We start from the raw sequence: 26,823 nt of genomic DNA, 5'->3' as shown, positions 1-26,823 counted from the left end.
ATCGTCGGTCAGGTTGGCGCTTGAATTCAAGCTGACCGCACCGCAAATTGATCGATATCGACCCCTTCCGAGCCGGAATTTCCCATGTTCACCCGTATTGCCCTCTTCCTGGCCACGAACTTTGCCGTGCTGATCCTGGCCAGCATCGTGATGTCGCTGTTGGGAACCGACCCCAGCAAGATGAGCGGCCTGCTGATCATGGCCGGCATCTTCGGTTTCGGTGGCTCCTTCATCTCGCTGCTGCTGTCCAAGTGGATGGCCAAGCGCTCCACCGGCGCGGTGGTGATCACCGAGCCGCGCAACCAGACCGAGCGCTGGCTGCTGGCCACCGTCGAGCGCCAGGCCAAGGCGGCCGGCATCGGCATGCCCGAAGTGGCCGTGTATGAAGGTCCGGAGATCAATGCCTTCGCCACGGGTGCCAACCGCAACAATGCGCTGGTCGCGGTGTCCACCGGCCTGCTGCACAATATGAGCGAAGACGAGGCCGAAGCGGTGCTGGGCCACGAGATCGCCCACGTCGCCAACGGTGACATGATCACCATGGCCCTGCTGCAGGGTGTGCTGAACACGTTCGTCATCGTGCTGGCGCGCGTTGTCGGCGGCATCATCGACAGCGCACTGTCGGGCAACCGCGAAGGCGGCGGCCGCGGCTTCGCCTACTACATCATCGTGTTCGTGCTGGAGATGGTGTTCGGCCTGTTCGCCACCATGATCTCGATGTGGTTCTCGCGCCATCGCGAGTTCCGCGCCGACGCAGGCGGTGCCTCGCTGGCCGGCCGCCAGAAGATGATCGCCGCGCTGGAACGCCTGCAGCTCAACCACGGCCAGAGCACGCTGCCGACGCAGATCGCGGCGTTCGGTATTGCCGGTTCGACGGCGAAGAAGCTGTTCATGAGCCACCCGCCGCTGGAAGAGCGCATCGCCGCGCTGCGGGCGTCGACGGTGGCGTAAGCGTCCGCTTCCAAGGCAGTGCAGGAACGCCTGGCCTCGCGCCGGGCGTTTTTGTTTGCGCGCGCACGCATGGGTGGTGCCGGATCGTTTCCTCGCCTGCGGGGAGGTGTCACTTTCTTTGCGCGCAAAGAAAGTAACCAAAGAAACGCTCCGCCAGCCGCGAGCCGTTGCTACGCGCCGGTCCCCTGCGATGCTCGGCTCGCTCAAGGCGGACTGGAAAGTCAAGATCAACGGCAACAGCATCCACGCATGGCGTGGATCTACTGGGTGCAGCTGTGGCATTTGACCTTGGGTCCGCCTTGAGCGAGCCGAGCACCGCAGGTCCGGCGAGGGCGAAGAGGTGCGGGTGTCTGAGCGCAGCGAGTTCCCGCACCGTCCCTCGACGGACCGAGGAGCGCAGGGTACCGATGCACAGCATCGGCTCGCGCCCTGGCGGCGTGTTTCTTTGGTTACTTTCTTTGCACGAGCAAAGAAAGTGACAAGCACGATCACCGCGCAAACGAAAACGGCACCTTCGCAGGTGCCGTCTCCATGAACCGCGTCTACGCGCAGATCAGAACTTCGCGTCGAACTCCGCCGCGTAGCCAGTGTTCACCAGCACCTTCTGCAGCGACTCGGCCACCTTCAGGTTGCCGGCCACGATCTGGTGGGTCTCCGGACCGCGGTTGTCCATGCGGCCCAGGGTCGCGCCCTTGAAGTCGCAGACCTTGCCGCCCGCTTCGCGGACCAGCAGCAGGCCGGCAGCGATGTCCCACCCCTTCACGCCGGCTTCGAAGTAGGCATCAGCGCGGCCACAGGCCACGTAGGCCAGGTCCAGTGCAGCCGAGCCGGTGCGGCGGATGTCTTCGCCGTGCACCAGCAGGGCGTCGACCGCCTTCAGCTGGGCGCTGGCGCGGTTGCGCTCACGCGGCGCGAAGCCGGTGTGGATCATCGTGCCTTCCAGATCCTTGCGCTCGGCCACGCGGATGCGGCGGTCGTTCAGTACGGCGCCGGCGCCACGGCTGGCGGTGAACAGTTCATTGCGCAGCGGGTCGAAGATGACCGCATCGGTCGGCTCGCCGTTCTCGACCAGGGCGATCGACACGCAGTAGTGCGGCACGCCGCGCAGGTAGTTGCTGGTGCCGTCCAGCGGGTCGATGACCCACATGTGCCGACGCTCGCCCTGCACGCCGCCTTCCTCGCCGAATACACCGTATTCGGGGTAGGCGCGCTTGAGTTCCTTGACGATGACCTTTTCCGCGTCCGCATCCACTTCGCTGGCGTAGTCCATCCGGCCCTTCTGCACCACGTTCAGTGCCTCGAGCTTGTTGATGTTGCGCAACAGGACGTTGCCGGCGAGGCGGGCGGCCTTGACCATGACGGTTACGGCGGGTTTCTGCATGGCGTGGGCTCCCGGAAAGGCAGAAGAGATGGACTGGCGGGGGAAAAGAGCGGGTCCGGCGCAGTGGCCGGCCGCACAGTTTACCATTGGTCATCGTCCAGCTCGACCTTTTCCCTGTTCATGTCCCAGTTTCCTGCCGCCACCCGCCTCCGATTCGTCCTGGTCGGTACCCAGCACCCCGGCAACATGGGCGCCGCCGCCCGCGCCCTGAAGACCATGGGCCTGGCCCGCCTGGTGCTGGTTGCCCCCGAAAAGCCACTGGACGAGGAGGCCTTCCGCCGCTCGGCCGGTGCCGAAGACGTGCTGGGGGATGCCCCGGTGGTGGCCACCCTGGCCGAGGCGGTGGCCGATTGCCGCCTGGTACTGGGCTGCACCGCCCGTGCACGCCGCGTCCAGCTGGAGGAGTACCTGCCCGCCGATGCCGCTGCCCGCGCGGTGGCCAAGGCTGGCGAGGGTGCCGAGGTGGCGCTGGTGTTCGGCCGTGAGCGCACCGGCCTGACCAACGAGGAACTGCAGCTTTGCCATGCAGCGGTGCACATCCCGTCCGACCCGGAGTTCAGCTCGCTCAACCTGGCTGCCGCCGTGCAGGTGCTGGCCTATGAAACGCGCATGCAGCTGCTGGGCGCGCAACCGGCCACCGATGCCGAGCCCGGCTTCCGCGAACAGGCGGCCAGCCACGAGCAGATGGAGAGCTTCTTCGCCCAGCTGGCTGACACACTGGACGAGATCGATTTCCACAAGGGCCGCGCCCCGGAATCGGCGATGCGCAAGCTGCGCCGCCTGTTCCTGCGCAGTGAGCCGAGCGAGCAGGAAGTGCGCCTGCTGCGCGGCATCCTCGCCGACACCCAGCGCATGGCGCGACTGGCCCAGGCAGGCGGCAAGGACAGCTGACGACGTTCTCATTTTTTCGGGTAGTCTGTCCGGATACCCAGGGGGGATGAAGCCTGTGTCGGGTCTGCGAAAGGCAATGCAGGGGGGACTGCTGAGCCTGGCCATGGTCCTGCTGGCCGGGACGGTGCGTGCAGCACCGGACCCGGTGCTGGTGCTGGGCCGGATCAGCGATGATCCCAAGGCCCATTACGAGCAGCTGCAACCATTACTGGACTACGTGGTGGCGCGCATGCATGACGTTGGCATCAAGGAGGGGAGGATCCTGATGGCACGCGACCCGCAGCAGATGGCCAGCTATCTGCGGCGGGGCAGGGTCGACTGGGTCACGGAAACCTCCGGTACGGCGGTGGCGCTTGGCCAGCGCAGTGGCGCCCGTCCACTGCTGCTGACCGAGCGCAACGGCGTGCGTGATTACCAGACGGTGTTCTTCGTGCGCCGCGACAGCCCGATCCAGCGCGTGCAGGATCTGCGGGGCCATCGCCTGGCCCTGCAGAACACGGCGTCCACCAGTGCCTATCTGGTGCCGGTGATGACGTTGCTGCAGGAGGGCCTGTCGCCCCAGATCCTGGCCGGTGCATGGGACATGCCGGGCCGGGATAGTGTGGGTTACGTGTTTGCACGCAGCGAGCTGAACATCGCGACGTTCGTGCACAAGGGGGTGGTTGACGTGGGGGCGGTGAGCAGCGTGGACTGGAACGACGAGCGGCGGATGCCGGCAGCGTTCCGGCGCGACTTCCGCGAGCTGCTGCGCACCGAGCCCTACCCGCGTGCGGTGGAGATGGTCCGCGCCGACCTTGATCCACGCGTGCGCGATCGCCTGCAGGAAGTACTGCTGCAGGCAGCCAGCGACCCGCAGGCACAGGGGGCGCTGCATCGGTTTTTTGGCACTTCCGGGTTCCACCGCGTCGATGCGCATGCGCAGCAGCGGTTGGATGAATTGAAACAAGGATTGACGCGCGTGCGGATGGAAGTGGAATGAAGTGGCTTGGCTCGGGGATGCAGGCCCGGTTCCTGCTCGCGATGGGCGGGGCGATGGTCGTGGTGATCGCGATCCTTGCGGTGTTGTTGGGGCGGCAGGCCGCGATGCAGGGCGAGGTGCGCAACCTCAGCGGCGGCGTCATCCATGAATTGTTCGACCGCAGCGTGCGCAGCCGCGGCGAGGCGATGGCGCGTGAGCTGTCCGACGCGCTGGCCAACCCGTTGTACTACCGTGACCTGGACCAGGTGGGCGTACTGGTGCGCAGTACCGCGCGCCAGCCCGTGGTGCGCTATGTACTGGTGTTCGATGAACGCGGCCGGCTGGTACACGATGGCTCGGTCGAGGTGTCTGGATTCGGTCAGCCGATGGCCGATCCACTGGCACCCAAGGCCGCGGCCGCGCAGATGCTGGTCGTGCAGGAATCGCCGAAGGTGCTCGACAACACCATGCCGATCATGATCGGCAACCAGCGCATTGGCGGCGTCCGGGTCGGCATGGCGCTGGATGAGGTGCAGCAGCGCGAGCAGGCGGCCAACGCCACCCTGGGCGAGCGCCTGCAGCAGGTTGGCAGCCGTCACCTGGGCTGGCTGCTGCTGATGCTGGGCCTGCTGGTGGTGATCGGCGTGGTGGTGATCCTGTACGTGCAGCGCACCCTGGTCGCGCCGATCCGTGATCTTGCCGTCGCCGCCCGCCGCATCGAGGCCGGTGACTACCAGACACCCCTGGCCGAGAACACCCGCGACGACGAGGTCGGCGAACTGGTCCGCGGTTTCGCCCGGATGCGCGATGCGATCGCGCGCCATGACCGCGAAGTGCGGCGCATGGCCTATACCGACGCACTGACCGGGCTGACCAACCGGCTGGCATTCCGCGAGGCGCTTGATCATCGGTTGATGGCGGCCCGTGCCGCCAATCACCGGTTGGGCCTGCTGTTCGCCGATATCGACGATTTCAAGCGGGTCAATGACACCCTTGGCCACGAGGCCGGCGATGAGGCATTGCTGCAGTTCGCCCAGCGTATCGGCCGTGCGGTCACCGAGGCCGGGGGCGATGAAGCCCTGCTGGCCCGCTTCGGCGGCGACGAGTTCGTGATCCTGGTCGGCGATGGTGATGTGGCCGCCAACGCGCGGTTGCTGGCCGAAGTGCTGGTGCGCGAGCTGGGCAAGCCGCTGGTGGTGCAGGGCAGGGAACTGTTCCTGGGCACCTCGATCGGCGTGACCCTGTTCCCCGACGATGCTGCCGATGCGACCACGCTGCTGAAGAACGGCGACATCGCCATGTACCAGGCGAAGATGGCCGGCAAGAACTGCTATCGCTATTACAGCCGGGCGATGGACCATGCGGTCGAGCGTCGCGTGCATATGGAACAGGAGCTGCGCGGCGCCTGGGAGCGCGGTGAGCTGCGCCTGGCCTACCAGCCGATCTTCCGCATGCGCGACCGCCGCATGGTCGGCGTTGAAGTACTGCTGCGCTGGCAGCATCCGACCCTGGGCACGATCCCGCCCTCGGTGTTCATCGAGGTGGCCGAGCAGAGTGGCCTGATCGAGATCATCGGCCCGAAGGTGCTGCGTGCGGCCTGCATGGAGGCCGCGCAGTGGCCGCGCGGGGCGGCCGGCGATGATCTGTTCGTGTCGGTCAACGTGTCACCGCGGCAGCTGCGTGGCGGCGAGCTGCCGGCACTGGTCGCGCAGTGCCTGCATGAGTCCGGGCTGCCGGCGTCGCGCCTGCACCTGGAGCTGACCGAAACCGCCGTGATCGGCGACGAGATGGTTGCCGCGCAGCTGCTGGACAAGCTGCACCGCACCGGCGTGAAGGTGTGGCTGGACGATTTCGGTACGGGCTTCTCCGGGCTCAGTCATCTGCGCCAGGTGCCCGTGGACGGCGTGAAGATCGACAAGAGCTTCGTTGCCGACATGCAGCGCGATCCCGACGACCTTGCGCTGACCACGGCGATCATCGCCATGGCCCACGCGCTGGGCATCACCGTGGTGGCCGAGGGCATCGAGCAGCAGGCACAGTTCGAGCTGCTGGCGCAGCGCGGCTGCGACCTTGGCCAGGGCTACTGGCTGAGCCACCCGGTGACCGCCACCGAAGTGGTGCGGATGATCGAATCGGGCGTCTGACCCCAAAAAAGGGGACGGAGGGAATTAAGTCGCTTGTGCATTTGCGACTTAATTCCCTCCGTCCCCTTTTTTGTTACAGCGGGCGCTTGCTTGGGTCGCCGGGCAGTTCGCGCACCAGCTTGGGGATCAGGTAGCCGGACAGGCGTGCGGTCAGGCCGGCAATCAGCGCCTTGGCCTGGGTGTCGTCCACTTCGAAGTGGGCCACGCCCTCGACCCGGTCCAGCTGGTGCAGGTAATAGGGCAGCACGCCAGCAGCAAAGCTGCGCTCGCTCAGGTCCTGCAGGGCCTGCACGCTGTCGTTGACCCCGCGCAGCAACACCGCCTGGTTCAGCAGTTGCGCACCGGTGCCACGCAGGCGCGCCATGGCCGCGTCCACGCTGGCGTCGAATTCATTGGCATGGTTGGCGTGGACCACGATTGCCAGTGGCCAGGGCAGGCTGCCCAGCCAGGAGACCAGTTCATCGTCCACGCGTTCCGGCAGCACGATCGGCAGCCGGGTATGGATGCGCAGGCGGCGGATGTGCGGTATCTGGCGCAGGGCGTCGGTCAGTTCCACCAGTTTGTGCGTGGCCAGCGACAGCGGGTCACCGCCGGACAGGATCACCTCGTCGATGTCCGGGTCGGCCGCGATGGCGGCTACTGCCTCCTGCCAGCCGCCCTTGGCGGCGTTCTCCGCGCCATAGTCGAAGTGGCGGCGGAAACAGTAGCGGCAGTTGATCGCGCAGCTGCCGGTGGCGACCAGCAGGGCGCGGCCACGGTACTTCTGGATGACGCCGGTGGCCTTCTTGGCGGCGCCATCGCCCACCGCATCGAAGCTGAACCCGGGCGCCGGGTGCATTTCCGCCTCGATCGGCAGCACCTGGCGCAGCAGCGGGTCGGCCGCATCGCCGGGGCGCATGCGGGCCACGAAGCCCTCCGGCACGCGCAGCGCGAACTGGGCCATGGCCGCCTCCGAGACACCCAGCGCGGCCGGGTCCAGCTGCAGCCGGGCCAGCAGGGCGTGCGGGTCGCGCAGCGCCTGGCGCCAGAGCTGCTGCCAGCGCGCGGGCGCACCTGGCGACTGGGGCCGTGGGAAGGCGGAAAGCTGCATGGAGAGGGGGCCTGCGGTTATCATGGGGGCAGAAAAACAGTCGCCCACCGGCATCCGGTGGGCTTTCCATTCTAACGGCTCGCCGCACCCGCGGCGTTTTTGCCACTCAGGAGTTTACGCATGGCCAGCTACGGCATGAACGACGTCAAGAACGGGATGAAGATCCTGGTCAACAACCAACCGGCCGTCATCATCGACACCGAATACGTCAAGCCGGGCAAGGGCCAGGCCTTCACCCGCGTGAAGTACCGCCTGATCAAGGACGGCCGTACCCAGGAAGTCACCATGAAGTCGACCGACTCGCTGGATGCAGCCGACGTCGTCGATACCGACATGAACTTCATGTACAGCGACGGCGAGTACTGGCACTTCATGGACCCGGAATCCTTCGAGCAGGTCCAGGCCACCAAGGCCGGCATGGGCGGCGCCGAGAAGTGGCTGAAGGGCGAAGAGTCCTGCGTGGTCACCCTGTGGAACGGTGAGCCGATCTTCGTGCAGCCGCCGAACTTCGTTGAACTGAAGATCACCGAAACCGATCCGGGCGTCCGTGGCGACACCTCGGGCGGCGGCGGCAAGCCGGCCACCCTGGAAACCGGCGCCGTGGTCCGCGTGCCGCTGTTCGTGAACCAGGAAGAAGTGATCCGCGTCGACACCCGTTCGGGCGAATACTCCGCACGCGTCAAGTAATCCGGCGCAGCCGGATCATGGTAGTGCCGGCCGCTGGCCGGGTACGCGCCATCGCATTCGCGCTGGCGCTCCCATGATCTGCTTCGGCAGATCATGGGCCCCGCTTCACGAGTCTCCAGACCCCGCCGCTTCGCGGCAGCCCCTGACTCAGGGGCGTGTCCCCCAGAAGTATCTCGCCCCACAGCCAGTGAGCCCGCATGAGCGATAGCCCGCACCTCCCCGAAGCCTGCGACCTGCTCATCGAAGCCGGTTACGTCGTTCCGATCGAGCCGCACGCGGTGGTGCTGGAAGACCATGCCGTTGCCGTGCGTGGCAGTGAAATCGTGGCCATCCTGCCGCGTGCCGAGGCGCGCGCGCGGTTCCGCGCCACCCAGGTGGTGAGCCGCCCCGAGGCTGCCCTGATGCCGGGCCTGGTCAATGCGCACACGCACAACCCGATGACGCTGCTGCGCGGCGTCGCCGACGACCTGCCGCTGATGACCTGGCTGCAGCAGCACATCTGGCCGGTGGAAGCGGCGGTGATCGGCCCCGAATTCGTTGCCGACGGCACCACCCTGGCCATCGCCGAGATGCTGCGCGGCGGTACCACCTGTGCCAACGAGAACTACTTCTTCGGCGACGTGCAGGCCGCGGTCTACAAGAAGCACGGTTTCCGCGCGCTGGTGGGCGCGGTCATCATCGATTTCCCCACCGCCTGGGCCAAGACCGATGACGAATACTTCGCCAAGGCCGGTGAACTGCACGACCAGTGGCGCACCGATCCGCTGATCGGCACCGCGTTCGCGCCGCATGCGCCCTACACGGTCAACGATGCCAACTTCGAGCGGGTGCGGATGCTGTCCGACCAGCTCGACATGCAGGTGCACCTGCACACCCACGAGACCGCGCAGGAGATCAACGATTCGATCAAGCTGCACGGCCAGCGCCCGCTGGCGCGGCTGGATCGGCTCGGCCTGGTCAACGACCGCCTGATCGCGGTGCACATGACCCAGCTGACCGATGCGGAAATCCACCTGTGCGCCGAACGTGGCGTCAGCGTGGTGCACTGCCCGGAATCGAACCTGAAGCTGGCCTCCGGTTTCTGCCCGGCCTGCGCCCTGCAGCGCGCCGGCGTGAACCTGGCGATCGGCACCGATGGCTGCGCCAGCAACAACGACCTGGACATGTTCAGCGAGAACCGCACCGCGGCGATCCTGGCCAAGGCCGTGGCCGACGATGCGACCGCGCTCGATGCGGCGACCACGCTGCGCGCCTCCACCCTGGGTGGCGCCCGCGCACTGGGCTTCGGCGACCGCATCGGTTCCATCGAAGTCGGCAAGCAGGCCGATCTGGTCTGCGTCGACCTGTCCGCGCTGGAAACCCAGCCGCTGCACAACGTGCTGTCGCAGCTGGTGTACGCCACCGGCCGCCAGCAGGTCAGCGACGTCTGGATTGCCGGCAAGCCGAAGCTGGTGCAGCGCGAGCTGGTCGGCATGGACCTGCCGGGCATCATCGCCAACGCGCGCCAGTGGCGCGAGCGCATCCGTCATATCCGCGCCTGAACCCCGGCGCCGCAAGGACCCCTCATGACTGCCCCCCACGCTTCCTCCAATTTCGATCAGGCCGAGCTGGACAAGTTCGCCGCGCTGGCCAACCGCTGGTGGGACGCTGACGGCCCGCAGAAGCCGCTGCATGCGCTGAACCCGGTGCGCCTGCAGTACGTGGCCGATCGCGTGCCGCTGCGCGGTGCGCGCGTGCTCGACATCGGTTGTGGTGGCGGCCTGTTGAGTGAAGCGCTGGCCCAGGCCGGTGCTGACGTCACCGCCATCGACCTGGCCCCGGAACTGGTCAAGGTCGCGCGTCTGCATGCGCTGGAAAGCGGCGCCAAGGTCGATTACCGGGTGCAGGCTGCCGAAGATCTGGCAGCCGAGCAGCCGGACAGCTTCGATGTGGTCACCTGCATGGAAATGCTCGAACACGTGCCCGACCCGGGCGCGATCATCGAGGCCTGCAAGCGCCTGCTGAAGCCGGGCGGCCACCTGTTCCTGTCGACCATCAACCGCACCGCCGCCGCCTTCGCGGTGGCGATCGTCGGCGCCGAGTATGTGGCGCGGCTGCTGCCCAAGGGTACCCACCACTACCAGGAATTCATCAAGCCGGCCGAGCTGGCGCGTTGGCTGCGCGAGGCCGACATGCAGCTGGTGGATGTCAGCGGCATGGCCTACGAGCCGTGGCGCAACCATGCCCGCCTGAGCAGCCGTACCGACATCAACTACCTGGCCTACGCGGTCAAGCCGGCATGACCGCGGCACGCTTCCCGCGCGCGGTGCTGTTCGACCTGGATGGCACCCTGCTGGACAGCGCGCCGGACTTCGTCGCCACCTGCGACGCGATGCTGGCCGAGCGTGGACGCGCACCCATCGATCCGGCCGCGCTGCGCCCGGTGGTGTCGAAGGGCTCGCGGGCGATGGTCTCGGCTGCGTTCCCGGAACTGGACGTAGCCGCACGTGACGCGCTGATCCCGGAATTCCTGCAGCGCTACGAAGCATTGATCGGCCAGCACGCGGGGCTGTTCGATGGCGTGGCCGGCATGCTCGCCGCGTTGGACGACGCCGGTACGGTGTGGGGCATTGTCACCAACAAGCCTGAATACCTGGCGCGCTTGATCCTGCCGCAGCACGGCTGGCAGCAGCGCTGTGCGGTACTGGTGGGTGGTGACAGCCTGGCCGAACGCAAGCCGCATCCGCTGCCGCTGCTGCACGCCGCGCAGGCCATCGGCATCGCCGCCGAAGACTGCGTGTACGTGGGCGACGACGAGCGCGACATCATCGCGGCACGTGCCGCCGCCATGCCGTCGGTGGCGGCGCTGTGGGGCTATCGCCTGCACAGCGACGATCCGCTGGCCTGGCAGGCCGACGTGCTGGTCGAGAACGCCGAACTTCTGCAACTGGCCAGCCTCTGGCCGACCCGGCCGGCAGCCCCGGCCCAGCCGTAAGGAATCACGTAGTGAGCAGTACCGCGCTGGACAGTTTCCTCGACAAGTGGCGCAGCCGTTGGCCGGAATGGTCGGTGGCCGCCCCGTTCGTGGCCGAATCGCAACGCGAGCTTGCGGTGGCGTGGTTCGCGCTGCTGCAGGAATTCGACGACATGCTCAACACCAGCGGCGACCCGTTGCCGGCCGACGCCAAGCTGGCGTGGTGGGGCGAGGAGCTGCGCAGCTGGGCCGCGCATCGTTCGCGCCACCCGCTGGGCCGCCTGCTGGAGCCGGTGCGTGCGCCGTGGGCGCAACTGGCCGAAGCGCTGCCCGATCTGGTTGAAGCGCGTACCGTCGCGCTGGATGCAGCCGGTGCCGAGCGTGCGCTGGCCCATTACGCTGAAGCCGTGGCTGCGGTGGAGGCAGCCCTGTTCGCGGACAAGCCGCGCACTGGCGCCGGTCGTGCGGTGCAGCTGCAGACCCTGGCCCAGCGCCTGCAGGATGCCGGCGTAGCCGGTGTGCCGCGCAGCCTGCTGGACGGTGATGCCAGCACGGCCGCACAGCGCTGGGCGCAGCATCTGTTGAAGGGCTGGGGCAGCCGCGTGCCCGGCCCGCGCCCGCGCCGCGTGTGGTCCAGCCTGGCGCGTGCACGCGTTGCCGCGCAGGCGGCAGGCAAGCCGATCGAAGCCACGCCGGTACGCACCCTGCTGCGTGTGTGGTGGGCTGCGCGCGGCTGATCGATTGCCGTGGTAGTGCCGGCCGCTGGCCGACAGCCAGGGCGATGCAGGATTCATGGGGTTGCCGGCCAGCGGCCGGTACGACCGCCCCCTGGCGTCTCAGAATGTCCTGACCTCATTCATTGCAGCGCGCAGCACCTCGCGGTCCAGCGCGATTTCACTTCGCATATCCACTGCATCGACGATGCCCATCCACGCCATGTAGATCTGCTCGCGCTCTTCGGTTTCGATGAAGCCGCTGCGGCGGTCCAGTGCGTTGAAGCCTTCGGTGTAGTTGCGGCCGATCTGCGCCAGCGCTGCGGTCAGTTCTGCAGCAGCGCGGTCATCGGTGGCCAGCTTCAATGCATCCCTACAGGCTTTGCGATATAGCGTGGTTGCCTTCTTCGCCTGCGCAGTGCTGATGTGCGTGCTTCCCTCCCAGTCGCGGAAGGGGTTGTCGAGATTTGCGGCCAGCCATTCGGGCTTGCGCAGCTGGCCCACATCCAGATCCAGGCCTTTTGCCACCTCGCCCTTGTAGGCCTTCCTGATGGCGGTGCCAAGATCGGCCGGTAAGCTGTGCAGCCACAGCCGGCACAAGCGCGGCCAGCATTCCGGTGCCGGAAACACCGAACCAGCAGGCGGAAAGAGATCGCTGCCGCTGAGGGTGTGCAGCTGCTGCAGATCGCCGAGGCACTGCAGCTGATGCAGCAGGCAGGGGGCGCCGTTGATCGCGAGCGATTGCAGTTGCGGGAACTGCTGGGCGATGCGTGCGGCGTCGAGTTCACGTACTTCCCGCAGCTGCAGTTCACCGAGCTGCGTCAGGCCCAGGCCTGGCAGCAGCGGATCGGTACTGATGAGGGTCAGCCAGCGGCCTTCGTCCTCGGCGTGGATGATCAGCGCGGGATCGATGCTGCCGATCAGCGTCAGGCGATCCAGCTGCGGGTTGAGGTGGAGCGAGCGCAGGCCGGTGACATCGATCGTCATCTGCAGGAGCCTGGTTTCTCGCACATCGACGTCGGTCTGCTGCAGGCCACTGATCTGCAAGGTATGGATCAACGGCCGTGTACGCAGCCACGGCAGCAGGCCCGGCACCGGTGTGCCGATCTCCAGCTGCGTGAGCAGCGGCAGGGCATCGAATACAGCCAGTGACGGCGCACGGTTCAGGGTTGCGCTGTCCAGTTGGCGGGTGCAGCGCCGCACCGGAAAGGCATCGCTTTCCAGTACCACGCTCTGGTCTTGCGGCGCGGACATCGCGGCGTGGAAGGCGCGCACGGCATCGGTATCCAGCGCATCCCACTTGCGTTGCCCGACCCATTCGGCGCCATCCGGCCAGCTGCCGTAAGCCTTCGGATGATCGGCGATCAGCGGCTCGCGCCAGCCCACCTGCTGGAAATCGCGCGGGACGCGCTTGCCTACCCAGCGGTGCAGGATCGCGGGCGCCGCACGGAACGGGCTGAAGCGGGCAGGTTGCATGGCTGCAACGGCGGCGGCATCCGGCAGGGCACTGCCCACCCAGTCCAGTGCAAGGACGGCGAAGCTACCGTCCTCCGTATTCTGGTGGGTGAGCTGGTAGGCCACGTAGGCGCCCAGGCGTGCGTTGTGGACGACGTGGATATCACCCGTAGCGGGCATGCAACGTTCCTTGTTTCCATGCGTCGAAACATCACGGTAGCGCCGGCCGCCGGCCGGCATCCAGATTCGCCGCGAAGATCATGGGGTTGCCGGCCAGCGGCCGCCACGACCGTTATTTGCGTTCCAGCACCAGCAGCGGATCGATACGGGTACCGAACCAGTTCATGCCCCAGTGCAGGTGCGGGCCGGTGGCACGACCGGTGGCGCCGACCGCAGCGATCACCTGGCCCTGTTCCACACGGTCGCCAACTTTTACGTCGATGCGCGACAGGTGCAGGAAGTTGGAGCTGACACCGAAACCGTGGTCGAGCAGCAGCGTGCCGCCGGTCAAGTACAGGTCGGGGCCGGCGAAGGTGACGATGCCGGCGGCCGGCGCCTTCACCGGCGTGCCGGTCGGTACCGCGATGTCCATGCCGGAATGACCGGCACCGGGCTGTCCGTTATAGACGCGGGCATTGCCGAAGCGACCACTGATGCGGCCCTGCACCGGCCAGATGAAGGTCTGGGTGAAGTCGGTACGGTCGTCATCGCGGGCACGCGCGGCGGTCACCTGTGCTTGTTCGCGCTTGATCCGCTCGGCAATCGCCGGCGGCGGGTTGACCGTCTTCGGCGGCACGCCGTTGACCCGCTCGGTGGGCCAGTCGCGCGGGGTCACCGCAATGGTCGCGGTCTCGCTGCCACCGTCAGGGCGTTGCACCTGCACGCGCAGCGGACCCTTCTCGTCGCGGCCGATGCCGAACACCACGCTGCCATAGCCGCTCACCCGCAGTTGGCGGCCGGCGTACTGCACGCGGCTGCCGGCGGGTACCTTGCCGATCACCAGTGCGCCCTGCGATGCGCTGGCCGGGAACACCACCCGGCTGTCGATCAGGCTGCCGATGCCGTCCTGTGCCTGCGTCGGCGGTGCGGTGAACAGGGACGCGGCCACCAGCAGCGCCCCGATCAGAAGTGCGGAGCGCATCAGCGGTCGTAGGTCATGCGCTGGCCGGCCGGCTCGCCCACCAGTTTGCTGCCGTCCCACACCAGTTGGCCATTGACCCAGGTGGAGGCCACGCGCGAACGGAAGGTGGTGCCTTCAAACGGCGACCAGCCGCACTTGGACAGCACGTCCTCGCGCTTGACCGTGAACGGAACGTCTTCGACCAGCACCAGGTCGGCGAAGTAACCCTCGCGCAGGAAGCCACGTTCTTCCACGTCGAACAGCTGTGCCGGCGCATGCGCGAACTTCTGCACCACCTGCTCGCGGGTCAGCTTGCCTTCGTGCACGCGCTCCAGCGCGGCCACCAGCGCGTACTGCACCAGCGGCAGGCCCGACGGCGCTTGTGCGTAGGGCTTCTGCTTCTCTTCCCAGGTGTGCGGCGCGTGGTCGGTAGCCAGCACGTCCAGCACGTCGTCGGCCAGCGCGGCGGTGATCGCCTCGCGGTCGGACACTTCCTTGATCGCCGGGTTGCACTTGATCAGGTTGCCCTTGGTCGCATAGTCCGGGCGCGCGAAGTGCAGGAAGTGCACGCAGGTTTCGGCGGTGATCTGCTTGCGGCTGCCGTCGGCGCGGATCAGCGGACCCTTCTCGAACAGCGCCAGCTCATCGGCGGTGGAGATGTGCAGCACATGCAGGCGGGTGCCGTGCTTGCGCGCCAGCGACATCGCCAGGCGGGTCGACTTGATGCAGGCCTCGCGCGAGCGGATGTCCGGATGCATGTCCGGGGTCAGCGCATCGCCGTATTTCTCCTGGAAGGCCTTCAGGTTGGCGTCGATCATCGGCGTGTCTTCGCAGTGCGTGATGATCGGCGTCGGGCATTCGCGGAAGATCGCGTCCAGCGTTTCCGGATTGTCCACCAGCATGTTGCCGGTGGAGGCGCCCATGAACACCTTCACGCCCGGGGCCTTCTTCGGGTCCAGCGCACGGATGGCGTCCAGGTTGTCATTGCTGGCGCCGTGGTAGAAGCCGTAGTTGGCCCAGGCGCGGCCGCGCGCGAGCTCGTATTTGGCTTCCAGGATGGTCGAATCCAGTGTCGGCGGATTGGTGTTGGGCATGTCCATGAAGCTGGTCAGGCCACCGGCCACCGCAGCTGCCGATTCGCTGGCGATGTCGCCCTTGTGGGTCAGGCCCGGTTCGCGGAAGTGCACCTGGTCGTCGATCATGCCCGGAAGCAACCAGCGTCCGGCTGCGTCCACCACCTGCTCGCCGTCGCGCGGCGCCAGCCCGTTGCCGATCTGCGCGATGCGGCCGTTCTCGATGCGCAGGTCGCCGTCGAAGGTGCGGCCTTCGTTGACCATGCGGGCGTTGGTGATGAGGGTGGAGGACATGTCAGTGTTTTCCTGTGCAACGGCAAGAGGGGGCGTTGGGGGACTCGGGCACGGGGTCGAAGCCGCCGGGATGGAACGGGTGGCAGCGGCCCAGCCGGCGCGCAGCCAGCCAGCTTCCGCGCAGCGGGCCGTGCCGCGAGATGGCGTCCATCGCGTATTCAGAACAGCTCGGCACGAAACGGCAGCGTGGCCCCAGCAGGGGGCTGATGAAGCGCTTGTAGAAGCGCAGCAGGGCAATGAGCAGGCGCGAGATCACCCAGTCATCTTATGCCAGTTGGCATGAAGGCCGCATTTGTGCAGGATGGGCCGTTGGTCGCATGTCGCCGATGGCCTGCGACCGGTACCAGCGCCTTCGGGTGCTGGCCAGGTTCCGTACCGCGCAAGGCGGTCCGTGTTCGTCGGACTGCCTCCAAGGGCGCCTTGACTCCAGGACTGAATGGAGCAGGGGGTCGAGGTTGCTGCTGCGGGTCGGGTAGGCTATAAAGGCCCGCTTTCCCGGGCCCCGGGGAATCCAAGGAAGAGCGTTTCGTGGCTGCTAAAAAAACTGCAAAGAAGGCCGCAACGGCCGCCAAGAAAACCGCCAAGCCTGTTGTGAAGAAGTTGGCGGCAAAGCCCGTTGCCAGGAAACCGGCCAGCAAGCCGGCGACCAAGGCAGCGTCCTCGCAACCGGCGGCCAGGAAGGCCACCGCAAAGAAAACGCCGGTCAAGGCAACCAAGCCGGTGGCGAAGAAGGCTGCTGCGCCCGCCAAGGCCAAGCCTGCCGCTGCCAGCAAGAAGGCGCCGGTGGTGAAGAAAGCCGCCAGCAAGGCCGCGCCGGTGAAGAAGGCCGCCGCCAAGCCGGTGGCGAAGAAGGCAGCAGCCAAGCCGGCGCCGAAGGCGGTGGTGAAGAAGGCTGCGGCCAAGCCGGTCGCCAAACCTGCAGCGAAGAAGGTTGCTGCGGCTAAACCGGTGGCCACGCCTGCCGCTGTAAAGAAAGTCACCAAGAATGTTGCCGCGCCGGCCGCAAAGCTGACCCCGGCCCCCGTAGTGAAGTCCGCACCGAAGCCTGCCCCCAAGCCGGCTCCGGCCAAGCCTGTCCCGGCCAAGACCGTGGCAGTGGCAGCAGCCCAACCGGCCCCCAAGCCGGCCCCGGCCGCCGCTCCTGCTGCTTCGAAGGCCCCGCAATCCAAGAATCCCGTGCCCGTTTCGAAATCGCCTGCCAAAACCGCCGTGAAATCCGATTCCGCCCCGAAGACCGTGTCGCGCCCTGTCGGCAAGGTTGCCGTGGCCGTCGCCGCCCGCTCGGCGGCACCGGCCCCGCGCAGCAAGTACAAGGTGGTCGAGTACAAGACCGACGAGGCCACCGGCCGCCCGATCCTGCCGGCTGGCTACAAGCCGTCCTCGGAAGAGGAATACATGAGCCCGCTGCAGCAGGAGTATTTCCGTCAGCGCCTGCAGAACTGGCGCGCGGACCTGGTGGAAGAGTCCAAGCAGACCATCGAGAACCTGCGCGAGGAAGTGCGTGACATCGGCGACGAAGCCGAGCGCGCGACCCGCGAGACCGAGAACTCGCTGGAACTGCGTACCCGTGACCGCTACCGCAAGCTGATCGGCAAGATCGACAGCACCCTGAAGCGCCTGGAAGCCGGCGACTACGGTTACTGCGTCGACACCGGCGAAGAAATCGGCCTGGAGCGCCTGGAAGCGCGCCTCACCGCCGAACGCACCATCGACGCCCAGGAGCGCTGGGAGCACCTGCAGAAGCAGCAGGGCGACTGATTCCTGATCGTTGTCTGGTCATGCGAAAAACCCGGCCTCGGCCGGGTTTTTTGTTGGGCGGCTGGTTGTCCCCTGTAGCGCCGAGCCCATGCTCGGCAGGCACTTCTGTAGAGTCGAGCCATGCTCGACTGGCGCCTCTGGAAAGCAGTCGAGCATGGCTCGACTCTACAGAAAAGAGCGGCGCCGCCGTGATCACTGCAGGTCGCGAAGATTCAGTTTCCGCAACGTCGGGTTCTTCCACGCCGTGATCCCGGCCACGCTCAGCACCGCGAACCCACCCAGCACCACTGCCGGCACCAGGCCGAGCAGCTTTGCCATCGTGCCGGCATAGAACGCGCCCAGTTCGTTGGACGAACTGATGAAAATGCCGTTGATCGACGACACCCGGCCGCGCATTTCTTCCGGTGTGGCCAGCTGCAGGATGGTCGAGCGGATCACCACCGACACGCCGTCGAAGGCCCCATAGAACAGCAGGATCAGCGCGGACAGCCAGAAGTGCTGCGACAGCCCGAAGCTGATCACGCACAGGCCGAAGCCGGCCACCGCGAACAGCAGCACGCGGCCGGCATTGCGGTGCAGCGGGTGGCGCGCCAGCCACAGGCCAACGCAGACCGAGCCCAGCGCCGGCATTGCGCGCAGGATGCCCAGGCCCTCCGGACCGTGGTGCAGGATCTCGTGCAGGAACGCCGGCAGCATCGCCACCACGCCGCCCAGCAGCACCGAGAACATGTCCAGCGCCATCGCCCCGACCATGATCCGGTTGCCGACCACGAAGCGCGCGCCTTCAGCGATGCTCTTGAAAATCGGGGCGGCCGGACCGGTATGCACCGGTTCTTCCACCTTCAGCGTGGCCAGGCAGGCCATCGCCACCAGCGCGAAGCCCGTGGCCACCGCGTAGGACAGGCCCTTGCCGCCGAAGCCGACCAGCACGCCACCCAATGCCGGACCGGCCACCATGCCGGCCTGGAACACCACGGCGCCGAGGCCAGCGCCACGTGCGAACTGGTCACGGGCCAGCACGCGGGCGAACAGTGCGTTGTAGATCGGCGACAGGAAGGCGCGGACCATGCCGGTCAGCGCAATGGCCGCATAGATCGGCCACACGCCTTCGAACGGCAGCCAGCCCTTGGCCACGCCGGTCAACACCAGCGCGGTGGCGATCAACCCGGAGCAGGCGACCATGCCGAGCCGGCGGCGCGGCAGGTGGTCGACCAGATAACCGGCGAACGGTGCGACGCAGAAGAACGGCAGCACCTCGGCCAGGCCAACCAGGCCCAGCGAGAACGGATTGCGGGTGACTTCGTAGATGTGCCAGCCGACGGTGACCGCGACCACCTGGTAGGACAGCATCGCGAAGATGCGGTAGGCCAGCAGCTTGGCGAAACCGGGCCGGGACAGCAGCCCCAGCGCGGTGTCTTCGGCCGTGGCAGGTTCGCTCACGACGGGTCGCGCTGCAGCTGGGCCTGCGCGGTCTCGCGGATGAAGGCCAGCATCGCCGCCACGCCGTTGCTGCGGGTGGGCGAGAGGTGGCGGGCCAGGCCGATGTCCTGGATGTAGCTGGGCTCGGTATCCAGGATCTCCTGCGCCGAGCGCCCGGAGTACACGCGCAGGGCCAGGAAGATCAGGCCGGAGACGATGGCCGAATCACTGATGGCGTGGAAGCGCAGCGACTGCGCATTGCCTTCCGGCACGATCCAGACCATTGACTGGCAGCCGAGCAGGCGGTGCTCTTCGGTCTTCCATTCGTCCGGGAAGGCGGGCAGCTTACGGCCGAGGTCGATCAGATACTGGTAGCGCTCGGACCAGTCGCCGAAGAAGCCGAATTCCTCGGCGATGGCGGTCTGGGCCTCGGCGGCGGTGGGTTCAAGCGGGAACGGGGAGTCGGTCACAACAGTCTCTACAGTGGAGCGTGGCCGGCGGACCGGCCACGGGGCAGGGTGGGTCAGCCGCGCTTGCGCGACCAGCGCACGCCCTGCGGGGTGTCTTCCAGCACGATGCCTTCGGCGGCCAGCTGGTCGCGGATGGCGTCGGAACGGGCGAAGTCGCGTGCCTGCTTGGCGGCGGCACGCTCGTCGATCAGGCCCTGGATGCGGGCATCTTCGCCATCATCGCTGGCCGCGGTGCCGAACCACTGCGCCGGATCGGCCTGCAGCAGGCCCAGGGCCAGGCCGGCACCGAGCAGTTCGCCCTTCAGGCGCGCCTGTTCGGCCGGGTCGGTGGCCCGGCGTGCATCGGCGGCGATGCGGGCCACTTCGGCCAGTGCCTGCGGGGTGTTCAGGTCGTCATCCAGGGTTGCCTCGACCGTGGCCGGGATCGCCACGACCGCCTCGACCGACGCCAGCTCGCGCAGCGTGCCGTACAGGCGGTCCAGGGTGCGCACCGACTGCTCGATGAGGCCATCGGACCAGTCCAGCGGCTGCCGGTAGTGGGCCGACAGCAGGGCCAGGCGCAGCGCTTCCGGCGGGTGCTGGCGGACCAGATCGTGCACGCGTTCGATGTTGCCCAGCGACTTGCTCATCTTGGCGCCGCCGAAGTTGAGCATGCCGTTGTGCAGCCAGAAGCGGGCGAAGATCTTGCCGCCGTGGGCGCATTCGCTCTGCGCAAGCTCGTTCTCGTGGTGCGGGAACTGCAGGTCGACGCCGCCGGCATGGATATCGATGGTCTCGCCCAGGTGGGCGGCGGCCATCGCCGAGCATTCGATATGCCAGCCCGGGCGGCCACGGCCCCAGGGAGACTCCCAGCCAGGGAGGTCATCGCTGGACGGCTTCCACAGCACGAAATCGCCTGGGTCGCGCTTGTACGGGGCCACGTCGACGCGGGCGCCGGCCAGCATCTCTTCCGGGTCGCGGCGCGAGAGCTTGCCGTAGCCTTCGAAGCTGGCCACCGCGAACAGCACGTGGCCTTCGGCGGCGTAGGCATGACCATTGGCGATCAGCTGCTCGATCATGGTGATGATCTGCGGGATGTGCGCGGTCACTTCCGGCTCGATGTCCGGCGGCACCACGCCCAGCGCGGCCATGTCTTCACGGTAGGCGGCGGCGAACCTGTCGGTGATGGTGCTGATCGGCACGCCCTGCTCACGCGCGGCGTTGTTGATCTTGTCGTCCACGTCGGTGATGTTGCGCGCGTAGCGCAGGCCACCGAAACGGCGCCGCAGCAGATCGGCCAGCACCCCGAACACCACTGGGCCACGGGCGTTGCCGATGTGCACGTAGTTGTAGACCGTCGGGCCGCACACATACAGGGTCGGACAGGCCGGGTCGAGCGGGGTGAACGGTTCGAGCTGGCGAGTCAGGTTGTTGTGCAGGCGCAGGGTCATGGGGCTGTGGCTGGGGGACAAGCCTGTGATTTTAGAACGTGTCGGCCCCCTTTTGGGGGCACCGCCTGCCACCGGTGGACGCCGGGTGCAACCAGGGTGGGGTGGGCAGGAGCAGCGTGGACGGGTAATGTTCAGCCCCTTGCGCTCGCCACTGCCTACACTATTGCCGTGTCCTTGCTCCCTTCGCCAATGAAATCCACCGCGTTGCTGACCCTGGCCTGCCTGTCGGCGCTGGCCGCCGTGGCCCAGGCGCAGGAGGCCGAGCCCCGCAACCGGGTGGTGATCGTGGAGAACGTGAAGTTCGATTACGCGCAGGTACTGAACGTCGAACCCGTGTTCCAGACCCTGCGCGCGACCCGTACCGAAGAACACTGCGAGCCGGTCTCGACCCGGACCCTGGCGCCGGTCAATGTCACTGGTGAGGAGCCGGTCGAGGACAAGGGACGGATCAGCCGCTTCTGGGACTCGGTACGCTCGATGTTCAAGCGCAGCGATGAAGAGGTCTCCGAGGATACCGCCGCCGAGTCACCGGCTCCGGCGCCGGCACCGGCCAACAATGGTCCGATGCTGACCCGCGACTGTCGCATCGTGCCGGTGGGACGTGAATTCCGCCGGCCCATCGCCTACGACGTGGACTACGTCTACAAGGGCACCAAGTACCGCTCGCGGCTGCCGGAAGACCCCGGCAACCGGCTCAAGATCCGGGTGTCGATCACCCCCTGGGTCGGCCCCGAGCAGGGCGCCGCCGGCAATCCCTGATTCTGCGACCCCGGCCCCTTGCGTCGGCCCCGGCCGCATGCAAAGATGGTTGACCATGAAGCTCACCGACTTCCAGCACGACAGCAGCGCAGCCCGACAGGCGTCGGGCATGACCTCGCGTGCGCGTCGACCGGAACCCCACATCCTCGCTGGGTAACCGGAGCTTTTTGCTGTTCGTCCGAAAAAAACCCAGCCCGCCGGCTGGGTTTTTTCGTTTCCGCGTCATGAAAGCTGCAACTGCAACCTTTTCGTTCCACCTTTGCTTCCTGTTTTCCCTTCCACCGCGTCGAACCCGGCGCCGCCATGCAAGGAAAGATGATGTCCCCCAAGCACTTCCTGAACACCCAGGACTGGAGCCGCAGCGAGCTCGACGCGCTGCTGACCCAGGCCGCGCTGTTCAAGCGCAACAAGCTCGGCGACCAGCTCAAGGGCAAGTCGATCGCGCTGGTGTTCTTCAATCCGTCCATGCGCACCCGCACCAGCTTTGAACTGGGTGCGTTCCAGCTCGGCGCCCACGCGGTGGTGCTGCAGCCGGGCAAGGATGCGTGGCCGATCGAGTTCAACCTCGGCACGGTGATGGACGGCGATACCGAAGAGCACATCGCCGAAGTGGCCAAGGTGCTGGGCCGTTACTGCGACATCATCGCCGTGCGTGCGTTCCCCAAGTTCATCGACTGGGCCTACGACCGCCAGGACATCGTCCTCAACAGCTTCGCCAAGTACTCGCCGGTGCCGGTCATCAACATGGAGACCATCACCCACCCGTGCCAGGAGCTGGCCCACATCATGGCCCTGCAGGAGCACTTCGGCACCCAGGACCTGCGCGGCAAGAAGTACGTGCTGACCTGGACCTACCACCCCAAGCCGCTGAACACCGCAGTGGCCAATTCGGCGCTGACCATCGCCACCCGCATGGGCATGGACGTGACCCTGCTGTGCCCGACCGCCGACTACATCCTCGACGACCGCTACATGGGCTGGGCCGAGCAGAACGTGGCCGAGAGCGGCGGTTCGCTGAAGATCAGCCATGACATCGACAGCGCCTACGCCGGTGCCGACGTGGTCTACGCCAAGAGCTGGGGCGCGCTGCCGTTCTTCGGCGACTGGGAACCGGAAAAGCCGATCCGCGACCAGTTCAAGCATTTCATCGTGGACGAGCGGAAGATGGCGCTGACCAACAACGGTGTGTTCAGCCACTGCCTGCCGCTGCGCCGCAACGTGAAGGCCACCGACGCGGTGATGGATTCGCCGCAGTGCATCGCCATCAACGAAGCCGAGAACCGCCTGCACGTGCAGAAGGCGATCATGGCGGCGGTTGCCGGGCGCTGAATCAAGCAAGGGGTTAGAGCCGACCGTTGGTCGGCTGCTCCCGCAGCGGCGCATCCAACATTTCAGCCGACCAGCGGTCGGCTCTACCGAATTCCCATCCCCCAAGTGGACCTGATCCCCATGAGCAACAAAGACGTCGTTCTCGCCTTCTCCGGCGGCCTGGATACCAGCTTCTGCGTGCCGTACCTGCAGGAGCGCGGCTACAACGTGCACACCGTGTTCGCCGACACCGGCGGCGTGGATGATGAAGAGCGCGATTTCATCGAGAAGCGCGCCGCCGAACTGGGCGTGGCCAGCCACGTTACCGTCAACGGTGGTCCGGCCATCTGGGAAGGCTTCGTCAAGCCGTTCGTGTGGGCCGGCGAAGGCTACCAGGGCCAGTACCCGCTGCTGGTCTCGGACCGCTACCTGATCGTCGATGCCGCGCTGAAGCGTGCTGCCGAGCTGGGCACCAACATCATCGCCCACGGCTGCACCGGCATGGGCAACGACCAGGTCCGTTTCGACCTGGCCGTGAAGGCCCTGGGTGACTACCAGATCATCGCGCCGATCCGCGAGATCCAGAAGGAACACACCCAGACCCGCGCCTACGAGCAGAAGTACCTGGAAGAGCGCGGCTTCGGCGTGCGCGCCAAGCAGCAGGCCTACACCATCAACGAGAACCTGCTGGGCCTGACCATGTCCGGCGGCGAGATCGACCGTTGGGAAGCCCCGGGCGAGGGCGCGCGTGGCTGGTGCGCACCGCGCAGCGAGTGGCCGGAACAGGCACTGACCGTGACCCTGAAGTTCGTCGAGGGCGAAGCCGTCGAACTGAACGGCAAGGCGCTGGCGGGTGACCAGATCCTGGCCCAGCTCAACAAGCTGTTCGCCCCGTACGGCGTTGGCCGCGGCGTGTACACCGGCGACACCGTGATCGGCCTGAAGGGTCGCATCGTGTTCGAAGCGCCGGGCCTGGTCTCGCTGCTGGCCGCGCACCGCGCGCTTGAAGACGCCGTGCTGACCAAGCAGCAGAACCGCTTCAAGCCGGACGTGGCACGCAAGTGGGTGGAGCTGGTGTACGAAGGCTTCTACCACGACCCGCTGAAGACCGACATCGAGGCCTTCCTGAAGTCCTCGCAGGCCAAGGTCAACGGTGAAGTGGTGCTGGAAACCCGTGGTGGCCGCGTCGACGCGGTGGCCGTGAAGTCGCCGTACCTGCTCAACACCAAGGGCGCCACCTACGCGCAGTCGGCCGACTGGGGCGTGGAAGAGGCTGAGGGCTTCATCAAGCTGTTCGGCATGAGCTCGACGCTCTTTGCTCAAGTCAACCGTGGTTGACTTGAGCACGAGCCCGCGCATTTCACCTTAACCCTGCGCCGTTGGCGCGCCCCCTTCAACAAGAAGGGGGCTCTCCTCCAGATGCGCTCCGGTAGCGCTGGGCCATGCCCGGCGGAATTCCACAGGATTGTTGATTCATGCTTGAACAGACGCTCGATCACCTGCAGGCCCTGGTGTCCTTCGACACCCGTAATCCGCCGCGTGCGATCACCACCGGTGGCATCTTCGATTACCTGCGCGCGAACCTGCCCGGCTTCAACGTCGAGGTGATCGACCATGGCGCCGGTGCGGTCAGCCTGTATGCGGTGCGTGGCACGCCGAAGTACCTGTTCAACGTGCACCTGGATACCGTGCCGGACTCGCCGCACTGGAGTGCCGACCCGCACGTGATGCGCCGCCTGGACGACCGCGTGGTCGGCCTTGGCGTGTGCGACATCAAGGGCGCGGCCGCCGCGCTGGTGGCCGCGGCCAATGCCAGTGATGGCGATGCCGCGTTCCTGTTCTCCAGTGACGAGGAAGCCAACGATCCGCGCTGCATCGCCGCGTTCCTGGCCCGTGGCATTCCGTATGAAGCAGTGCTGGTGGCCGAGCCGACCATGAGCGAAGCCGTACTGGCGCACCGGGGCATCAGCTCGGTGCTGATGCAGTTCGCCGGTCGCGCCGGGCATGCCTCGGGCAAGCAGGATGCGGCCGCCAGCGCACTGCATCAGGCCATGCGCTGGGGCAACCGTGCGCTGGACCATGTGGAATCGCTGGCCTCGGCGCGCTTCGGCGGCCTCACCGGCCTGCGTTTCAACATCGGCCGCGTCGAGGGCGGCATCAAGGCCAACATGATTGCCCCGGCCGCCGAAGTGCGGTTCGGGTTCCGCCCGCTGCCGTCGATGGACATTGATGGCCTGCTGGCGACCTTTGCCGGTTTCGCCGAACCGGAAGCTGCCGTGTTCACCGAGACGTTCCGTGGCCCCAGCCTGCCGGCCGGTGACATCGCCGAAGCCGAGAACCGCCGCCTGCTGGCGCGCGATGTGGCCGACGCACTGGAGCTGCCGATCGGCAACGCGGTGGACTTCTGGACCGAGGCGTCGCTGTTCTCGGCCGGTGGATACACCACGCTGGTGTTCGGCCCGGGAGACATCGCCCAGGCCCATACCGCCGATGAGTTCGTGACGCTGGACCAGCTGCAGCGCTACACCGACGCCGTGCACCGCATCATCGCCGCCGGCGCCTGATCGACCCCACAACGCCGCCGTGCTCCGGCACGGTGGAACTGCAACGCGGCGACCGCCGCCTGTGACGAAACCGAAATGTCTCCTGCCCTCCAGCCCCACCGCCAGACCCGCCAGACCATCGTGCGCCTGCTTTCCAGCATGGCCAGCGCGAAGGAGATCAGCCAGTACCTCAAGCGCTTCTCGCAGCTGGACGCCAAGCGCTTTGCCGTGGTCAAGGTCGGCGGCGCGGTGCTGCGCGACGATCTCGACGCGCTGACCTCTTCGCTGTCGTTCCTGCAGGAAGTCGGCCTGACCCCGATCGTGCTGCACGGCGCCGGCCCGCAGCTGGATGCCGAGCTGTCGGCCGCCGGCATCGAAAAGCAGACCGTCAACGGTCTGCGCGTGACGTCGCCGGAGGCACTGGCGATCGTGCGCCGGGTGTTCCAGCAGTCCAACCTGCGCCTGGTCGAAGCCCTGCAGCAGAACGGCGCGCGTGCCACCTCGATCACCGGTGGCGTGTTCGAGGCGGAGTACCTGGGCGTGGACACCTACGGCCTGGTCGGCGAGGTGAAGAAGGTCAACCTGGCGCCGATCGAGGCCAGCCTGCGCGCCGGCTCGATCCCGGTCATCACCAGCCTGGGCGAAACCGCGGGTGGCCAGATCCTCAACGTCAACGCCGACTTCGCCGCCAACGAGCTGGTGCAGGAGCTGCAGCCGTACAAGATCATTTTCCTGACCGGCACCGGCGGCCTGCTGGACGAGCAGGGCAGCGTGATCGATTCGATCAACCTGTCCACCGAGTACGACCACCTGATCGCGCAGCCGTGGATCCACGGTGGCATGAAGGTGAAGATCGAACAGATCAAGGATCTGCTCGACCGCCTGCCGCTGGAATCGTCGGTGTCCATCACGCGCCCGGCTGACCTGGCCAAGGAACTGTTCACCCACAAGGGCTCGGGCACGCTGGTGCGCAAGGGCGAGAAGGTGCTGCGCGCCACCGCGTGGAACGAGCTGGACCTGCCACGGCTGAAGGGCCTGATCGAATCCAGCTTCGGCCGCACGCTGGTGCCTGACTATTTCCAGAAGACCAAGCTGCTGCGCGCCTATGTCAGCGAGAACTACCGCACCGCGGTGATCCTCACTGACGAAGCCGAGGGCGTGTACCTGGACAAGTTCGCCGTGCTCGATGATGCACAGGGTGAAGGCCTCGGCCGCGCGGTGTGGAACGTGATGCGGGATGAAACGCCGCAGCTGTTCTGGCGTTCGCGCAATGGCAACCCGATCAATCACTTCTACTATGCTGAATCCGATGGCTGCTACAAGCAGGGCCATTGGAAGGTGTTCTGGTACGGCGCCGATGGCATCGACCGGATCAGCACCTATGTCGACCACTGCGCCCAGCGCGCACCGAGCCTGCAGGGCTGAA

General features: G+C 66.8%; 24 protein-coding genes. 15 read left to right on the top strand and 9 right to left on the bottom strand.

What is annotated here, in order from left to right; genetic code table 11:
* The first annotated feature begins 84 nt into the window (after window positions 1-84).
* The gene (gene htpX, locus R1L06_RS14285) at window positions 85-951 is read left to right on the top strand and encodes a protease HtpX (RefSeq protein WP_049457138.1); all 867 of its coding nucleotides are present in this window, start codon (window positions 85-87) and stop codon (window positions 949-951) included.
* 553 nt (window positions 952-1,504) lie between these two features.
* On the opposite strand, the gene R1L06_RS14280 is transcribed toward htpX, so the two are convergent.
* Entirely contained in the window at window positions 1,505-2,332 is an 828-nt protein-coding gene (locus tag R1L06_RS14280) for an inositol monophosphatase family protein (protein ID WP_197616063.1), read from the bottom strand.
* Window positions 2,333-2,452: 120 nt separating this feature from the next.
* Between R1L06_RS14280 and R1L06_RS14275 the strand changes: the two genes are divergently transcribed.
* From R1L06_RS14275 to R1L06_RS14265, 3 genes are all read left to right on the top strand, one after another.
* Window positions 2,453-3,223, top strand: coding sequence for an RNA methyltransferase (locus R1L06_RS14275; protein ID WP_049401245.1), 771 nt, complete (start codon window positions 2,453-2,455; stop codon window positions 3,221-3,223).
* Between the two features lie 76 nt (window positions 3,224-3,299).
* Window positions 3,300-4,202 carry a phosphate/phosphite/phosphonate ABC transporter substrate-binding protein gene (locus R1L06_RS14270; protein WP_032952775.1) on the top strand — a complete coding sequence of 301 codons (903 nt, stop codon included), beginning with the start codon at window positions 3,300-3,302 and terminating at the stop codon, window positions 4,200-4,202.
* Entirely contained in the window at window positions 4,199-6,325 is a 2,127-nt protein-coding gene (locus tag R1L06_RS14265) for a putative bifunctional diguanylate cyclase/phosphodiesterase (RefSeq protein WP_317218038.1), read from the top strand. The genes R1L06_RS14270 and R1L06_RS14265 overlap by 4 nt, the downstream gene beginning before the upstream one ends.
* A gap of 73 nt (window positions 6,326-6,398) precedes the next feature.
* Here R1L06_RS14265 and epmB read toward each other — a convergent pair whose 3' ends face one another.
* Complete coding sequence (gene epmB / locus R1L06_RS14260; RefSeq protein ID WP_317218037.1) at window positions 6,399-7,439, bottom strand: EF-P beta-lysylation protein EpmB; 1,041 nt, start codon at window positions 7,437-7,439, stop codon at window positions 6,399-6,401.
* Window positions 7,440-7,535: 96 nt separating this feature from the next.
* On the opposite strand from epmB, the gene efp reads away from it, so the two are divergent.
* The 5 genes from efp (at window position 7,536) to R1L06_RS14235 (ending at window position 11,792) form a co-directional block, all read left to right on the top strand.
* Entirely contained in the window at window positions 7,536-8,102 is a 567-nt protein-coding gene (gene efp / locus R1L06_RS14255; RefSeq protein ID WP_014037874.1) for an elongation factor P, read from the top strand.
* Between the two features lie 197 nt (window positions 8,103-8,299).
* Window positions 8,300-9,643 carry a TRZ/ATZ family hydrolase gene (locus tag R1L06_RS14250; RefSeq protein ID WP_014037873.1) on the top strand — a complete coding sequence of 448 codons (1,344 nt, stop codon included), beginning with the start codon at window positions 8,300-8,302 and terminating at the stop codon, window positions 9,641-9,643.
* Between the two features lie 24 nt (window positions 9,644-9,667).
* A complete protein-coding gene (ubiG, locus tag R1L06_RS14245; RefSeq protein WP_317218036.1) occupies window positions 9,668-10,384 on the top strand; it encodes a bifunctional 2-polyprenyl-6-hydroxyphenol methylase/3-demethylubiquinol 3-O-methyltransferase UbiG in 717 nt (238 codons plus the stop codon).
* On the top strand, window positions 10,381-11,076 hold the full coding sequence (locus tag R1L06_RS14240) for a phosphoglycolate phosphatase (protein WP_317218035.1): 696 nt from the start codon (window positions 10,381-10,383) through the stop codon (window positions 11,074-11,076). The genes ubiG and R1L06_RS14240 overlap by 4 nt, the downstream gene beginning before the upstream one ends.
* Before the next feature lie 11 nt (window positions 11,077-11,087).
* On the top strand, window positions 11,088-11,792 hold the full coding sequence (locus R1L06_RS14235; protein WP_071229708.1) for a squalene/phytoene synthase family protein: 705 nt from the start codon (window positions 11,088-11,090) through the stop codon (window positions 11,790-11,792).
* A 99-nt stretch (window positions 11,793-11,891) separates the two neighbouring features.
* On the opposite strand, the gene R1L06_RS14230 is transcribed toward R1L06_RS14235, so the two are convergent.
* The 4 genes from R1L06_RS14230 to yidD all read right to left on the bottom strand — a co-directional run bounded on the left by R1L06_RS14230 (window position 11,892) and on the right by yidD (window position 15,966).
* Window positions 11,892-13,403, bottom strand: coding sequence for a hypothetical protein (locus tag R1L06_RS14230; protein WP_317218034.1), 1,512 nt, complete (start codon window positions 13,401-13,403; stop codon window positions 11,892-11,894).
* Between the two features lie 112 nt (window positions 13,404-13,515).
* Window positions 13,516-14,364, bottom strand: a complete 849-nt coding sequence (locus R1L06_RS14225; protein WP_317218033.1) for a M23 family metallopeptidase — start codon at window positions 14,362-14,364, stop codon at window positions 13,516-13,518.
* Window positions 14,364-15,710 carry a dihydroorotase gene (locus R1L06_RS14220; RefSeq protein WP_010486624.1) on the bottom strand — a complete coding sequence of 449 codons (1,347 nt, stop codon included), beginning with the start codon at window positions 15,708-15,710 and terminating at the stop codon, window positions 14,364-14,366. The genes R1L06_RS14225 and R1L06_RS14220 overlap by 1 nt, the downstream gene beginning before the upstream one ends.
* 1 nt (window position 15,711) lies before the next feature.
* Window positions 15,712-15,966, bottom strand: coding sequence for a membrane protein insertion efficiency factor YidD (gene yidD / locus R1L06_RS14215; protein ID WP_014037867.1), 255 nt, complete (start codon window positions 15,964-15,966; stop codon window positions 15,712-15,714).
* 272 nt (window positions 15,967-16,238) lie between these two features.
* Between yidD and dksA the strand changes: the two genes are divergently transcribed.
* Complete coding sequence (gene dksA / locus R1L06_RS14210; protein ID WP_317218032.1) at window positions 16,239-17,468, top strand: RNA polymerase-binding protein DksA; 1,230 nt, start codon at window positions 16,239-16,241, stop codon at window positions 17,466-17,468.
* A gap of 192 nt (window positions 17,469-17,660) precedes the next feature.
* Here dksA and R1L06_RS14205 read toward each other — a convergent pair whose 3' ends face one another.
* Genes R1L06_RS14205 through cysS form a run of 3 tightly spaced genes read right to left on the bottom strand, consistent with a single transcriptional unit; the run spans window position 17,661 to window position 20,787 of the window.
* Window positions 17,661-18,908 (bottom strand): MFS transporter, encoded by a 1,248-nt coding sequence (locus tag R1L06_RS14205; RefSeq protein ID WP_032129395.1) that lies wholly within the window; start codon window positions 18,906-18,908, stop codon window positions 17,661-17,663.
* Entirely contained in the window at window positions 18,905-19,357 is a 453-nt protein-coding gene (locus R1L06_RS14200) for a SufE family protein (protein WP_005410372.1), read from the bottom strand. The genes R1L06_RS14205 and R1L06_RS14200 overlap by 4 nt, the downstream gene beginning before the upstream one ends.
* A gap of 53 nt (window positions 19,358-19,410) precedes the next feature.
* Window positions 19,411-20,787 carry a cysteine--tRNA ligase gene (cysS, locus tag R1L06_RS14195; RefSeq protein WP_032129396.1) on the bottom strand — a complete coding sequence of 459 codons (1,377 nt, stop codon included), beginning with the start codon at window positions 20,785-20,787 and terminating at the stop codon, window positions 19,411-19,413.
* A gap of 189 nt (window positions 20,788-20,976) precedes the next feature.
* Here cysS and R1L06_RS14190 point away from each other — a divergent pair, with 189 nt between their 5' ends.
* The 5 genes from R1L06_RS14190 (at window position 20,977) to R1L06_RS14170 (ending at window position 26,822) form a co-directional block, all read left to right on the top strand.
* Window positions 20,977-21,546: a glycine zipper 2TM domain-containing protein gene (locus R1L06_RS14190; RefSeq protein WP_032129397.1), complete on the top strand. Its 570-nt coding sequence runs from the start codon at window positions 20,977-20,979 to the stop codon at window positions 21,544-21,546.
* Between the two features lie 318 nt (window positions 21,547-21,864).
* Window positions 21,865-22,875, top strand: a complete 1,011-nt coding sequence (locus R1L06_RS14185) for an N-acetylornithine carbamoyltransferase (RefSeq protein WP_317218031.1) — start codon at window positions 21,865-21,867, stop codon at window positions 22,873-22,875.
* A gap of 120 nt (window positions 22,876-22,995) precedes the next feature.
* Window positions 22,996-24,192, top strand: a complete 1,197-nt coding sequence (locus tag R1L06_RS14180; RefSeq protein ID WP_317218030.1) for an argininosuccinate synthase — start codon at window positions 22,996-22,998, stop codon at window positions 24,190-24,192.
* A 137-nt stretch (window positions 24,193-24,329) separates the two neighbouring features.
* On the top strand, window positions 24,330-25,418 hold the full coding sequence (locus R1L06_RS14175) for an acetylornithine deacetylase (RefSeq protein ID WP_317218029.1): 1,089 nt from the start codon (window positions 24,330-24,332) through the stop codon (window positions 25,416-25,418).
* A 75-nt stretch (window positions 25,419-25,493) separates the two neighbouring features.
* The gene (locus R1L06_RS14170; RefSeq protein WP_049423943.1) at window positions 25,494-26,822 is read left to right on the top strand and encodes an acetylglutamate kinase; all 1,329 of its coding nucleotides are present in this window, start codon (window positions 25,494-25,496) and stop codon (window positions 26,820-26,822) included.
* Window position 26,823 lies beyond the last annotated feature (1 nt).

This window comes from Stenotrophomonas mexicanensis, from assembly GCF_032911605.1.
Taxonomy (GTDB): Bacteria; Pseudomonadota; Gammaproteobacteria; order Xanthomonadales; family Xanthomonadaceae; genus Stenotrophomonas; species Stenotrophomonas maltophilia_A.
This window is presented reverse-complemented; position numbering and strand designations above follow the sequence as displayed.